12 protein-coding genes are annotated in these 12,719 nt (G+C 68.3%); 6 read left to right on the forward strand and 6 right to left on the reverse strand.

The genetic code is table 11. The features are described from left to right. Positions 1–2 precede the first annotated feature (2 nt). Positions 3–2,108 carry an NAD-dependent DNA ligase LigA gene (gene ligA, locus AB0L70_RS10155; RefSeq protein WP_363682164.1) on the forward strand — a complete coding sequence of 702 codons (2,106 nt, stop codon included), beginning with the start codon at positions 3–5 and terminating at the stop codon, positions 2,106–2,108. 76 nt (positions 2,109–2,184) lie between these two features. On the opposite strand, the gene AB0L70_RS10160 is transcribed toward ligA, so the two are convergent. Beyond that, positions 2,185–2,793, reverse strand: coding sequence for a hypothetical protein (locus AB0L70_RS10160; RefSeq protein ID WP_363682166.1), 609 nt, complete (start codon positions 2,791–2,793; stop codon positions 2,185–2,187). Here AB0L70_RS10160 and AB0L70_RS10165 point away from each other — a divergent pair. Then, positions 2,731–3,702, forward strand: a complete 972-nt coding sequence (locus AB0L70_RS10165; protein ID WP_363682168.1) for a hypothetical protein — start codon at positions 2,731–2,733, stop codon at positions 3,700–3,702. The two genes, AB0L70_RS10160 and AB0L70_RS10165, sit on opposite strands and share 63 nt — an antisense overlap. A 39-nt stretch (positions 3,703–3,741) precedes the next feature. Next, positions 3,742–3,966, forward strand: coding sequence for a hypothetical protein (locus tag AB0L70_RS10170; protein ID WP_363682170.1), 225 nt, complete (start codon positions 3,742–3,744; stop codon positions 3,964–3,966). 49 nt (positions 3,967–4,015) lie between these two features. Here AB0L70_RS10170 and AB0L70_RS10175 read toward each other — a convergent pair whose 3' ends face one another. After that, positions 4,016–4,660 (reverse strand): ACT domain-containing protein, encoded by a 645-nt coding sequence (locus AB0L70_RS10175; RefSeq protein WP_363682172.1) that lies wholly within the window; start codon positions 4,658–4,660, stop codon positions 4,016–4,018. Between the two features lie 249 nt (positions 4,661–4,909). Here AB0L70_RS10175 and gatC point away from each other — a divergent pair, with 249 nt between their 5' ends. Genes gatC through gatB form a run of 3 tightly spaced genes read left to right on the forward strand, consistent with a single transcriptional unit; the run spans position 4,910 to position 8,204 of the window. Next, on the forward strand, positions 4,910–5,206 hold the full coding sequence (gene gatC, locus AB0L70_RS10180) for an Asp-tRNA(Asn)/Glu-tRNA(Gln) amidotransferase subunit GatC (protein WP_363682174.1): 297 nt from the start codon (positions 4,910–4,912) through the stop codon (positions 5,204–5,206). Further along, complete coding sequence (gene gatA, locus AB0L70_RS10185) at positions 5,206–6,711, forward strand: Asp-tRNA(Asn)/Glu-tRNA(Gln) amidotransferase subunit GatA (RefSeq protein ID WP_363682176.1); 1,506 nt, start codon at positions 5,206–5,208, stop codon at positions 6,709–6,711. Before gatC ends, gatA begins: the two co-directional genes overlap by 1 nt. Next, on the forward strand, positions 6,708–8,204 hold the full coding sequence (gatB, locus tag AB0L70_RS10190; RefSeq protein WP_363682178.1) for an Asp-tRNA(Asn)/Glu-tRNA(Gln) amidotransferase subunit GatB: 1,497 nt from the start codon (positions 6,708–6,710) through the stop codon (positions 8,202–8,204). The genes gatA and gatB overlap by 4 nt, the downstream gene beginning before the upstream one ends. A 75-nt stretch (positions 8,205–8,279) precedes the next feature. Here the strand turns inward: gatB and AB0L70_RS10195 are convergent, their stop codons facing one another. From AB0L70_RS10195 to AB0L70_RS10210, 4 genes are all read right to left on the reverse strand, one after another. After that, a complete protein-coding gene (locus AB0L70_RS10195; RefSeq protein ID WP_363682180.1) occupies positions 8,280–8,798 on the reverse strand; it encodes a general stress protein in 519 nt (172 codons plus the stop codon). 75 nt (positions 8,799–8,873) lie between these two features. Beyond that, positions 8,874–9,986: a PQQ-dependent sugar dehydrogenase gene (locus AB0L70_RS10200; protein ID WP_363682182.1), complete on the reverse strand. Its 1,113-nt coding sequence runs from the start codon at positions 9,984–9,986 to the stop codon at positions 8,874–8,876. 53 nt (positions 9,987–10,039) lie between these two features. Then, positions 10,040–11,326 (reverse strand): cyclopropane-fatty-acyl-phospholipid synthase family protein, encoded by a 1,287-nt coding sequence (locus AB0L70_RS10205; RefSeq protein WP_363682184.1) that lies wholly within the window; start codon positions 11,324–11,326, stop codon positions 10,040–10,042. After that, on the reverse strand, positions 11,323–12,702 hold the full coding sequence (locus AB0L70_RS10210) for an FAD-binding oxidoreductase (protein WP_363682186.1): 1,380 nt from the start codon (positions 12,700–12,702) through the stop codon (positions 11,323–11,325). Before AB0L70_RS10210 ends, AB0L70_RS10205 begins: the two co-directional genes overlap by 4 nt. Positions 12,703–12,719: the final 17 nt, after the last annotated feature.

Genomic DNA, 12,719 nt, shown 5'->3' on the forward strand with positions numbered 1-12,719 from the left:
TTATGAGTACGGAGATTCCCGCCGCGCCGCCTGAGGTGCGGGAGCGGCATGCGGCCCTGAGCAAGGAGATCGAGGACCACCGGGTGCGGTACTACCTGGCCACCTCGACGATCTCGGACGCGGATTTCGACGCGCTCATGCACGAGTTACAGGCGATCGAGGAGCAGTACGTCGAGCTCCGGACGCCGGACTCGCCGACGCAGAAGGTCGGCGTACCGATCTCCACGCTGTTCACGGCGGTAAACCACCCGACGCGCATGGAGAGCCTGGGCAACGCCTTCTCCGCCGAGCAGATGGAGGCCTGGGCGAAGCGGTTGGAGCGGGAGGTCACGCTGCAACAGATCCACGAGAGCGGGTTCATCTGCGAGCTGAAGGTGGACGGGCTCGCGCTCGACCTGGTCTACGAGGACGGCAAGCTGGTCAGCGGTGCGACCCGCGGTGACGGCCGGACCGGTGAGGACGTGACACTGAACGTTCGCACGATCAAGAGCATCCCGAACGAGCTCGCCGGCAAGGATCTCCCGTCGTTCCTGGAGGTCCGCGGCGAGGTCTACTTCCGCGTCGAGGACTTCGAGGAGCTGAACGCGCAGCTGGTCGAGGCGGGCAAGGACCCGTTCTCCAACCCGCGCAACAGCGCCGCCGGTTCGCTGCGGCAGAAGGACCCGCGAGTCTCCGCGAGCCGCCCACTGCGGTTCGTCGTCCACGGTCTGGGCCGCGTCGACGGGTATCACGTCAGTCGGCTGTCCTCGGCGTACGAGCAGCTCAAGGCCTGGGGCCTGCCGGTCAGTGAGCGGGCCCGCAAGGTCGAGACGCTTGACCAGGTCAACGAATTCATCGCGTACTACGGCGAGAACCGGCACTCCGTCGACCATGAGATCGACGGTGTCGTGGTCAAGGTCGACGAGGTCGATCTGCAGCGCGCGCTCGGCTCGACGTCGAGCGCCCCACGCTGGGCGATCGCGTACAAGTACCCGCCGGAGGAGGTCACCACCAAGCTCCTCAAGATCGAGGTGAACGTCGGCCGCACCGGCCGCGTCACTCCGTACGGCGTGATGGAGCCGGTCCGCGTGGCCGGGTCAACGGTCGAGTTCGCCACCCTGCACAACGCGCGGGAGGTCGAGCGCAAGGGCGTGGTCCCCGGCGACACCGTCGTACTGCGGAAGGCCGGTGACGTGATCCCGGAGATCCTCGGCCCGGTGATCGAGTTGCGGCCCAAGGACGCGAAGCCCTGGGTGATGCCGACGCACTGCCCGTCCTGCAACACCGAGCTGCGGCCGATGAAGGAGGCCGACGTCGACATCCGCTGCCCGAACACGCAGGCCTGCCCGGCGCAGTTGCGGGAGCGGCTCTTCCACCTGGCGGGGCGATCGGCGTTCGACATCGAGGCGCTCGGGTTCAAGGGCGCCGACTCGCTGATCAGCGACGGGCTGATCACCGACGAGGGCGACCTGTTCGGGCTCACCGAGGAGGACCTGGCCCGGAGCTCGTTCTTCACCACGAAGGCCGGATCCCTGTCGGCGAACGCACTGAAACTGCTGACGAACCTCGAACAGGCCAAGACCCAGCCGCTGTCGCGCGGTCTGGTCGCACTGTCGATCCGGCACGTCGGACCGACCGCCGCGCAGGCGCTCGCAGCGGTGTACGACGACATCGACGCGGTCCGCGCGGCCGGTGAAGAGGAGCTGTCGGAGATCGAGGGCGTCGGGCCGACCATCGCGCACGCGGTGATCGAGTGGTTCGAGGTCGACTGGCACGCGGCGATCGTGGACAAGTGGAAGGCGGCCGGCGTCCAGCTCCGCGAGGAGCACACCGGACCGACCGTGGCGCAGACGATGACCGGTCTGTCGGTCGTCGTGACCGGGACGGTCGAGGGGTTCAGCCGGGACGAGGCGACCGAGGCGATCGTCTCGCGGGGCGGAAAGGTGGCGTCCTCGGTGTCGAAGAAGACGTCGTTCGTCGTGGTCGGCGACTCGCCCGGATCGAAGTACGACAAGGCGGTCCAGCTCGGCGTACCGATTCTGGACGCGTCCGGATTCCGGGTGCTGCTGGACCAGGGCGCCGAGGCCGCAGCGGAGGTCGCCACGACTCCGGATTCCGACCAGGGCTGAAAACACGTCGTACATCGGTGGATCCGGCGGCTGTGCTGAGCCGTCGGACTGTTAACTTTGCACGTCGATACGTGGGTCAAAAGGAGCGAATATGACGACGCCGCCGCAGGGACCCTGGGGTCCTGGGCAGCCGGGGGGCCAGCCAGGCGGGCAGCAGGGGGGACAGGGAGGCCAGCCTCCGCAGCAGGGTGGCGGCTGGGGACAGCAGCCTCCGGGCCAGGGTGGTGGAGGCTGGGGTCAGCGACCGCAGCAGCCACAGCAAGGCCAGCCGCAGCAGGGCCAGCCCCACCAAGGCCAGCCACAGGGTCACCCTCAAGGTCAGCCCCCGCAGGGACAGCCGCCGCAGCAAGGGCAGCCTCCCCAGCAGGGCGGTTGGGGTCAGCGACCGCAGCAGGGCCAGCCCCCGCAGGGCCAGCCGGCTCAGCAGGGTGGCGGCTGGGGTCAGCGCTCCACGCAGCAGGGCGGTGGCTACTCGCAGCAGTCCTGGGGCCAGCAGGGGCAGCAGCAAGCCGGCTGGCAGCACCAGCAGCAGGGCGGCCCGGCGGGCGGACCCCAATGGCAGCCGGGTGGTCCCGGCGGCTCGAAGGGTCCCGGCGGGATCAGCAAGGACAAGCTGCCGCTGGTGATCGGCGGCGGTGTCGTCGGCATCGTGCTGATCGGCCTGCTGGTCTTCCTCGGCATCCACGCGTTCGGTGGTGACGACAAGCCCGAGTCGAACCCGACCACCTCGGAGCCGACCGGCAACCAGACCACCGGCGGCGGCGACAACGGCCAGCTCGGCAACGCGACCGGGCAGGCGAAGACCGCGACCGAGAAGCTCCAGGGTGCCGGCTTCGGCTGCAGCGACCTGTTCAACACCTCCCAGGGCGCACACCGCGGCTGCTTCAAGTACGCCGGTGCCACCGAGGCGGAAGCGATCTTCCAGTTCCAGCCCGACGGCACGATCATCGGCGTCAAGCTGAGCTCGCAGGACGAGGACAACGTCAACAACGCCAAGGTCACCTTCGACCAGGCGCTGCAGGCGATCGGCAACGACACCTTCGGCGGCGACCAGGTCAAGAAGATCCAGGACGCGGTCAACAACGGCCAGAAGTCGCAAAAGGTCGGCAGCAGCTGGGGCGAGTTCCAGCTGCGCAACGACGGTGACACCTACGCGCTGTCCGGCGGCAAGTCCGGATCGGACTCGTTCGACCTGCCCAAGCAGACCTTCGACACCACCGCGGCCCAGCTGACCGCGGCGCTGAAGGCGAAGAACTACGTCTGCACGAGCTCGTGCAGCAAGCAGGTCGCCAAGTTCGACTCGCAGCGGGTGTACTTCTACGCCAGCGAGGGCGAGGGCATCAAGAACCTCACCATCAGCGCCTCGGGTGACCCGGCCAACGTCAAGAAGGCTCTGCCGGTCGCGGTGAACGACGCGTTCGGCGTACTGAAGGGCGGCGATGCGGCGGCGGTGAAGTCGTACATCCAGGCACACAACGACGGGAAGTCGTACGCTTCTTATGTGGCCGGGTGGCGGATCGAGATCACCGGCAACAACTCGGACGACTACGCCTCGCAGGAGATCGACATCTCGTACGAGTCGTTCTACGTCTGAGGTTCGACCGGGACAGACCGCGACGGCAGGAGAGGCTGGATGAAGTTCCCTCGCGAGAAGCGGGAGGCACGGACGACGGCCGCGCCCCCGCCGGAGGCAGCCCAGCGGGTCGACGGTGGTGGGGCCTGGGGCCCCACCCAGTTCGACCTCCCGGACCGCAACGGCAGCAACAGCCAGGCGATCCTGATCGTCGCCCTGGTCGGCGTCGTGGTCCTGCTGGTCATCGCCGGCCTGTGGACCCTCGCGTACTTTCAATTCACCTAGAACAGCGAGAGGCCCCCGCCTTCGGGCGGGGGCTTCTGCGTGTCTGGGGTCAAGCGGAGGCGCGGATGGTGACTGCCAGCGAGGCCAGGTAGCTCAGACGGGCGACCTCGGAGCCGAGGAACTCGGGGCCGCCGCGGCGGCCGATGACGAGAATGCGGCGGTCGGACTCCAGCGGTGCCGCGACCAGGACGGACTCCGACAGGCCCTTGTGGTCCGGGGCTTCCAGCGTCGTCGCCTTCTCCATCGGCAACCACCGGCCGGCCATCTCACCGAACTCGGGCGTGGCGCTCGTCTCCAGCGCGACCTTCACCTCGCTGCCCGTGCCGTCCAGCAACGCGGCCCAGTCGGCGTGCAGCACGGCGGGCGACTGCTCGACCAGGATGTCGATCGCGTCCGAGGGAGCCGACGTCATCTGCTCGACGGCCTCGAGGTCCATGTGCAGTCCGCCGCCGGCGCCGTACCGGGAGAACCAGATCACTTCGACGTCGGGCACGCTGTTGCAGGCCGAGACCAGACGATCGGGCAGCACGCCTTGCGGCAGGTCGACCACGATGTCGTCGACGGCGGTGCCGTTCTCACGCCGGTGCTCGACGATCTCGATGGCGTGGATGTCGGCATTCACCTCACCGAGGGCAGTCGCCACGGTACCCAGCGAGCCGGGCCGGTCCGGGATGATCAATCGCAGCAGGAACACCGAACGATCATCTCCCAGCCGATCACCATGCGCGTAACGCCCTGTCGCCGCCAATGTTACAGAGCGGAACGCGAAGACACGCCCGGCCCTCTCGGCAACTGACCACACCATGTCACGAACCCGGCTGTCCACAGCCCGGGGGACAACGACACACGACCGTCACAGCCGCCTACTAGGATGGCTCGGGTTACACCGAGAACTTCCCGGTGTTGACTCCTTCGGCACACTTGCAAGCATTGGATTCAGTTCATGCCATCGATTACCCGCGAAGAGGTCGCGCACCTGGCGCGACTGGCGCGGATCGAGCTCAGCGACGACGAGCTCGATCACCTCGCGCCACAGCTCGACCAGATCATCACCCTGGTCGGGCAGGTCAGCCAGGTGGCCGCGGACGACATTCCGCCGACCTCACACGCCCTGCCGCTGACCAACGTGATGCGCGCGGACGAGAACGTTCCGTGCCTCACGCCCGAGCAGGCGCTCTCCGGTGCGCCCGCCGCGGAGCAGCAGCGCTTCCGGGTGCCGCGGATCCTGGAGGAGGACTGATGTCTGACCTGACCAGGAAGACCGCAGCCGAGCTCGCGGAGCTGATGACGTCCGGCCAGGCCAGTTCGGTCGAGGTCACCCAGGCGCATCTGGACCGGATCGCCGCCGTCGACGGTGCCGTGCACGCATTCCTGCACGTCGACACCGAAGGCGCGCTGGCACAGGCCGCGGCCGTGGACGCGCAGCGCGCGGCCGGCGAGAAGCTGGGCCCGCTGGCCGGCGTCCCGCTGGCGTTGAAGGACGTGCTGACGCAGGAGGGCATTCCGACCACAGCCGGTTCGAAGATCCTCGAGGGCTGGAAGCCGCCGTACGATTCGACGGTCGTGAAGCGGCTGCGGGCAGCCGGGATCGTCATCCTCGGCAAGACCAACATGGACGAGTTCGCGATGGGCTCGTCGACGGAGAACTCGGCGTACGGCACCACCCACAACCCGTGGGACCTGGGCCGGATCCCCGGTGGTTCCGGCGGTGGGTCGTCGGCGGCGATTTCGGCGTACGAGGCGCCGCTCGCGATCGGCACCGACACCGGTGGCTCGATCCGGCAGCCGGGTGCGTTCACCGGCACGGTCGGCGTCAAGCCGACGTACGGCGGGACTTCGCGCTACGGGCTGATCGCATTGGCCTCCTCACTCGACACGCCTGGGCCGTGTGCCCGGACGACGCTCGACGCGGCCCTGCTGCACGAGGCGATCGCCGGGTACGACCCGATGGACTCGACCTCGATCAACCAGCCGGTCCCGGCCGTGGTCGCGGCGGCTCGCAACGGTGACGTGGCCGGTCTGCGCATCGGCGTGGTCAAGGAGCTCGGCGGTGAGGGATACCAGCCGGGTGTCGAGGCACGCTTCCACGAGGCGGTCGAGCTGCTCACCAAGCTCGGCGCCGAGGTGGTCGAGGTCTCGTGTCCGCACTTCGAGTACGCGTTGCCGGCGTACTACCTGATCCTGCCGAGTGAGGCGTCGTCCAACCTCGCCAAGTTCGACGCGATGCGGTACGGGCTGCGCGTCGGCGACGACGGCACGAACAGTGCGGAGACGGTGACGAGCCTGACCCGCGAGGCCGGCTTCGGTGCGGAGGTGAAGCGCCGCATCATCCTCGGCACGCACGCGTTGTCGGCCGGGTACTACGACGCCTACTACGGCCAGGCGCAGAAGGTGCGGACGCTGATCGCCCGCGACTTCGCGGCTGCCTACGAGCAGGTCGACGTGCTCGTCTCGCCCGCGACGCCGACGACGGCGTTCGCGATCGGCGACCGGATCGACGACCCGATCGCGATGTACAAGAACGATCTCTGCACGATCCCGTCCAACCTGGCCGGCAACGCGGCCGCGTCGTTCCCGTGTGGTCTGGCCGACGAGGACAACATGCCGGTCGGTTTCCACGTGATGGCACCGGTGATGCGTGACGACCTGTGCTACACCGTGGGCGCGGCGCTGGAGTCCGCGCTGGCCGAGCAGTGGGGTGGCGTGCTGATGGCACAGGCTCCGGAGCTGGAGGTGACCCGATGACTGACACCGTTCTCGAGATCGACGACGCGCTGGCGCAGTACGACCCGGTGATGGGCCTCGAGGTCCACGTCGAGCTGAACACCAAGTCGAAGATGTTCTGCGGCTGCCCGACCGAGTTCGGCGCGCCGCCGAACACGCAGACCTGCCCGGTCTGCCTCGGTCTGCCGGGCGCGCTGCCGGTGGTGAACCGGCGCGGCGTCGAGTCCGCGATCAAGATCGGCCTCGCGCTGAACTGCGAGATCGCCGAGTGGTGCCGGTTCGCCCGGAAGAACTACTTCTACCCGGACATGCCGAAGAACTTCCAGACCTCGCAGTACGACGAGCCGATCGCGTTCAACGGCTGGACCGAGGTGGTCGTCGACGGTGAGACCTACCGGATCGAGATCGAGCGCGCTCACATGGAGGAGGACACCGGCAAGTCCACTCACGTCGGTGGCGCGACCGGCCGGATCCACGGTGCCTCGCACTCGCTGGTCGACTACAACCGGGCCGGTATCCCGCTGATCGAGATCGTCACGAAGACGATCGAGGTGCCGCCGGCGAAGGCCGCGGCGGTGGCGCGGGCGTACGTGAGCATGCTGCGCGATCTGCTGTTCGCGTTGGGCGTCTCCGACGTTCGGATGGACCAGGGGTCGCTGCGGTGCGACGCCAACGTGTCGCTGAAGCCGCATGGGTCCTCGACGCTGGGGACCCGGACCGAGACCAAGAACGTGAACTCGTTCCGGTCGGTCGAGCGCGCGGTGACGTACGAGATCACCCGGCAGGCGGCGATCCTGTCCACCGGCGGGAAGATCCTGCAGGAGACCCGGCACTGGCACGAGGACACGGGCATCACCACGTCCGGTCGGGAGAAGTCCGACGCGGACGACTACCGGTACTTCCCGGAGCCGGATCTGGTCCCGGTCGCGCCGTCGCGGGAGTGGGTCGAGGAGATCCGTGCGTCGTTGCCGGAAGCACCTTCCGTACGCCGGGTCCGGCTGCAGGAGGAGTGGGGTTTCACCGACCTGGAGATGCGCGACGTCATCAACGGGAACGCGCTGGAGCCGATCGTGGCGACGGTCGAGCTCGGGGTCCCAGCGGCTGCGGCGAAGAAGTGGTGGTTGGGCGAGCTGGCCCGCGCCGCGAACGAGTCGGGCAAGGATCTGCTGGATCTCGGCATCGTTCCGGCGGATGTCGCGGCTGTCCAGGAGCGCGTCGACAAGGGTGAGCTGAACGACAAGCTGGCGCGTCAGGTGTTCGACGGTCTGCTGAAGGGCGAGGGGCCGATCGACGCGATCATCTCCGCGCGTGGCCTGGCGCTCGTCTCGGACGACTCGGCGCTCCTCGAAGCCATCGACCGAGCCATCGCCGCCAACCCGGCCGTGGTCGAAAAGGTCAACTCCGGCAAGCCGGCCGCAGCCGGCGCCCTCATCGGCGCCGTCATGAAGGACATGCGAGGCCAAGCCGACGCAGCCAAGGTCCGCGAACTCCTCAACGCCAAGCTCGGCATCTAGTACCAGGAGGCATGCCGGGCGCCCACCAACCAATGGGCGCCCGGCATCCGTCCAACCCAGGCCCGCCTGGAGCGCTTAGGCGGCGTCTCTCTGGGGAGTGTCGGCTATTACTTCTCGTTCGACCCGGCCGTCGTCTACGTCGGCGGCGTCGGCCAGGAGGGTTTGGGCTATGGCTAGTTCGTCGGATGGGCAGCGGACTTCGTAGCGGGTGGGGACGACATTGGTGGTGAGCGCGTCCGGGCGGTTGCGAACCAGCCCCCGGAACAACCCCCACAGCCCACCGATGAGTACGCCGTACACGAAGCCCCACACGACGACCGCCAAACCGGTGAGCGTCGTCTCGGCGACCAGTGTGATGAAGATCGCGGCGAGCACCCCGAGGAGCGCGCCTTGCAGCGCACCCACACCGGCGAGTTTCGCGACCGGGACCACTCGCTGTCTCTCGGTCTGCCGGAGTTCGGCGCCGACCACCTCCAGGCTCCCCGCGTCCATCCCGTAACTTCGCAGGTAGACGACCGTGCGCTGAGCATCGTCGAAGCTGCTCACCGCCGCGATCACACTGCTGGGAACAACGGGCCCCTGGCCGGTCTGCATGCCGATCTCCTCCTCAGGTCGTGTGGGTCTCTCCCAACAAGTACCAGACGACCGAAGAGTTGAAACGGTTGGCAATCAGCCGATCGTGATCCGCAGGATGCGATCGTCGCCGTCCTTGGTGTCCCCACGCCCGTCAGTATTCGACGTCGTCACCCACAACGAACCGTCCGGAGCTGCCTCAACTGTCCGCAAACGCCCGTACTTGTTGGTGAAGAACGCCTGCGGCTCGCCAACTCGCTTGCCTCCGGCAACAGGTATCGCCCACAGCCGCTCACCGCGCAGCGACGCCATGAAGATGTGTCCCTTGGCGAACGCGATCCCCGACGGCGATGCATCCGACGTATGCCACTGAGCGATCGGATCAGTCATCCCATCAAGCTGACTGATCCCCTCGGCACCCGGCCAGCCGTAGTTGTTGCCGGGCGTGATGACGTTCAACTCGTCCCACGTGTTCTGCCCGAACTCGGCGGCGTACAACTGGCTGCCGTCGAACGCGAGCCCCTGCACGTTCCGGTGCCCCTTGGTGATCCACACGCGGCCGTCCGGGTTGCCCGGCGCGGCCTTGCCGTCGGTGGTGATGCGCAGGATCTTCCCGCCCAGGGACCCGTCGTCCTGCGAGTTCGGCCGATCCGAGCCGTCGCCGGTCCCGGCGTACAGGAACCCGTCGGGCCCGAACCGCAGCCGGCCGCCGTTGTGGATGGCGGCCGACGGGATCCCCTCGAGGATCACCTGCTGATCGGACAACTTGCCGCCTTGGTACGTGATCCGCGCGATCCGGTTGTCGTCGCCGCCGGAGTAGTACGCGTAGATGTACGGCCGGCCCGGATACCCAGGATCGACGGCCAGCCCGAGCAGCCCACCCTCCGACGACGCATTCACGTCATCCACCTCGCCGACGTCACTCACCTGCCCGTCGGCGATCCGCTTGATCTTCCCCGAGTCCCGCTCGGCCACCAGCGCACTCTGGTCCGGCAGGAACGCCAGCCCCCACGGCACCTCGATCCCCGTCGCCACCGTCGAAGCCACCGTGAGCTGCACCGAGGCCGGCCCGGAGGCCGTGCTCGAGGTGCCCGGCGCGGCGGGCCCGGGCGTCGGCGTACCGCCGTCGTCCGAGCACCCCGCCACCAAAGCCACCGTGGCCAGCACCACCGCCCCGCGCCCCCGTCGCCTGACCGTCGTCCCGCCCACGCCGTCTCCTCTGCTGGTCCTACCCCCTACTACACCGCACGGCCCAAATCGGTTCAGCTCAGCCAGTTCGGGCGGAGCGGGAAGTGCGCGTCGGCGTTGTCGTCGAGTTTCACGGCCAGGAACTGGTGGAGCTGGGTGTTGTTGCGCTCGAAGCCGACCCGGCACGCGGCCAGGTAGAGCCCCCAGACCTTGGCGGTCCCGTGGCCGACCTCAGCGACAGCTTCGTCCCAGTGCTCGACCAGGTTGTCGGACCACGCCGCGAGCGTCAGCGCATAGTGCTCGCGCAGATTCTCCTCGTGCCGGACCTCGAACCCGGCGTCCTGGGCCTCGGCGATGATCCGCCCGGACCCGATCAGCTCGCCGTCCGGGAAGATGTACCGGTCGATGAACGCGCCGGTGTTGCGGAACCGGTTGTCAGGCCGCGTGATGCTGTGGTTCAGCAGCCGCCCGCCCGGCTTCAGCCGGTCCAGCAGGAACCCGAAGTACGACGGATAGTTGCGTACGCCGATGTGCTCCGTCAGCCCGATCGAGCTGATCGCGTCGAAGTCCCGCTCGGGTACGTCGCGATAGTCCAGGAACCGCACTTCCGCCCGGTCCTCCAGCCCTTCCCGCTTGATCGCCTCGGTCGCCCACTCCGCCTGCGCCGCCGACAATGTGACGCCCAGCGCGTGGACGCCGTACTCGCGAGCCGCGTGCCGGACCATGCCACCCCAGCCGCAGCCGACGTCGAGGAGCCGTTGCCCCGGCTTGAGGTCGAGCTTGCGCGCGACCAGGTCGTACTTCTCGTGCTGCGCCTGCTCCAGCGTCGCGTCCGCCGTCGGGTAAACCGCGCAGGTGTACGTCATCGACGGCCCGAGGATCCACTCGTAGAACGTGTTCGACACGTCGTAGTGGTGGTGGATCGCCGCCTTGTCCCGCGCCTTCGAGTGCCGCAGACCCTCGAACGTACGGCGCCACTTCGGCAGGTGCTCTTGCGGCGGGGGAGGCGGTGGCTTCAGGTGGTTCCAGCCGAGCCCGCGGACGATCCGGAGGGCCTCCGACGGCGTCGGGCGCTCGAAGTGCACCTGGTTGAGCATCATCCGCATCAGGTCGTACGGGTTGCCCTCGTGGATGCCGGTGATCTCCAGGTCACCCATCACGTACGCACGGACCAGGCCGAGGTCACCGGGTGCCGTGAGTACGTAGGACAGGCCGCGCTCGGAGGCGAGATGCATGTGGATCGGCGAGTCCTCCGGGCCCGTCGCGCTGCCGTCGTACGCCGTGAACCGGAACGGCAGGCCGTCCGGGGTCACGGTCGTGAGTGCGTCAGCGATCGAAACCTGGGTCGCGAGCGTCGTCATCGCCGCGTCACCGCCTTCTCGTAGAGCCCGGTCAGCCGGGCGTTCGGGTCATAGCGTTGCTTCACCTCGGTCAGGGCCGGGACGTTGTAGAGCCGGTCGAAGGTGTCTCGGTCGTAGTAAGCGTCGGAGTACAGCGATTTGTGCCCGCCGAACTCGGCGACGGCCGCCTCGATCCGGCGGTTGACGTCGCCGTCGGCCGCACCGTCGGCGATCGCGACGGTGCCCCAGAAGCCGACGTTGACGTAGGTCTCGCGGGGTTTGAGCGGGTACAGCGGCCAGTCCTGGTCACCGCGCAGCCGCAGCGGGCACAGCCAGACCGGCCGCATCCCGACCTCGGCGTCGAACCAGCGCAGGAAGCCGGCCAGCCGGTCGGCCGGGATCTCCACATCCTGGACGACGCGTTCACGATCCGGCTGGCCGCGGCGCTTGCTCAGGCGCGCGGCGAAATGGTGCCGGTTCTCGAAGCCGATGATCTTGTGGAACACGTCGCTCCGCCGCCAGCGTCGCGGCCAGAGCCGCCGCACGACCGGCTGCTGGGCGCCGAACGCGGCCGAGCACCAGAACCAGTCGGTGTCCCAGCGCCAGAGGTAGTCGTGCGCGGTGAGGAAGTCGGTCTGCCGTTGCTGGATCGAGCGGTAGAAGATCTGCTGGCCGGTGTAGTCGCTGGTCCGGACGGCGGCGTCGCTGTTCCGTCCGAGCGTCAGATAGGCCTCCGACGGGCTGAACGCGACCCCGTCGACGAAGTGCACCGGCGTCCCGTCGTACGTGCCGGAAGCAACGATCTCGTCGATCGCCGGAGCCAGTTCGTCGAGACCGAGGCGGACGTGGCGCAGCGCGACGTACGGCGAGATCTTGTCCAGCTCGATCCGCAGCCGGGTCGCGTAGCCGAGGGTGCCGTAGGAGTTCGGGAACATCCGGAACAGGTCCGCGTGCTCGCCGTCGGGTCGCGCGGTGACCACCTCACCGGCGCCGGTGAGGATGTCGAGCTCGAGGACGGACTCGTGCGGCAGGCCGGCCCGGAACGACGACGACTCGATGCCGAGGCCGGTGACCGCACCGCCGAGGGTGATCGTCTTCAGTTGCGGGACGACCATCGGGACCAGCCCGTGCGGCAGCGTCGCCGCGACCAGGTCCTCGTAGGTGCACATGCCCTGGACGTCGGCGGTCCGGGCGACCGGATCGACGCTGATCACGCCGGTCAGCTTCGACACGTCCAGCCCGGGGCGGTCGACCTCGGTTCTCGGCCGGAAGAGGTTCGAACTGCGCTTCGCCAGCCGGACGGGGTCCCCGGTGGGGATGCGCTGATACGACTCGCGCAGCCGTCCTACGGCCTGATCATGCTCGAGCGTCGCCGCCAGATCCGATGTCGAAGGCACCGATCCAGAGTACGACT

Source organism: Kribbella sp. NPDC051952 (assembly GCF_040680855.1).
GTDB lineage: Bacteria > Actinomycetota > Actinomycetes > Propionibacteriales > Kribbellaceae > Kribbella.

Coding starts and splice junctions, on each gene's coding strand:
- AB0L70_RS10170 (WP_363682170.1), top strand. CDS start 3,742: ATGAAGTTCCCTCGCGAGAAGCGGGAGGCACGGACGACGGCCGCGCCC.
- gatA (WP_363682176.1), top strand. CDS start 5,206: ATGTCTGACCTGACCAGGAAGACCGCAGCCGAGCTCGCGGAGCTGATG.
- gatB (WP_363682178.1), top strand. CDS start 6,708: ATGACTGACACCGTTCTCGAGATCGACGACGCGCTGGCGCAGTACGAC.
- gatC (WP_363682174.1), top strand. CDS start 4,910: ATGCCATCGATTACCCGCGAAGAGGTCGCGCACCTGGCGCGACTGGCG.
- ligA (WP_363682164.1), top strand. CDS start 3: ATGAGTACGGAGATTCCCGCCGCGCCGCCTGAGGTGCGGGAGCGGCAT.
- AB0L70_RS10195 (WP_363682180.1), bottom strand. CDS start 8,798: ATGCAGACCGGCCAGGGGCCCGTTGTTCCCAGCAGTGTGATCGCGGCG.
- AB0L70_RS10205 (WP_363682184.1), bottom strand. CDS start 11,326: ATGACGACGCTCGCGACCCAGGTTTCGATCGCTGACGCACTCACGACC.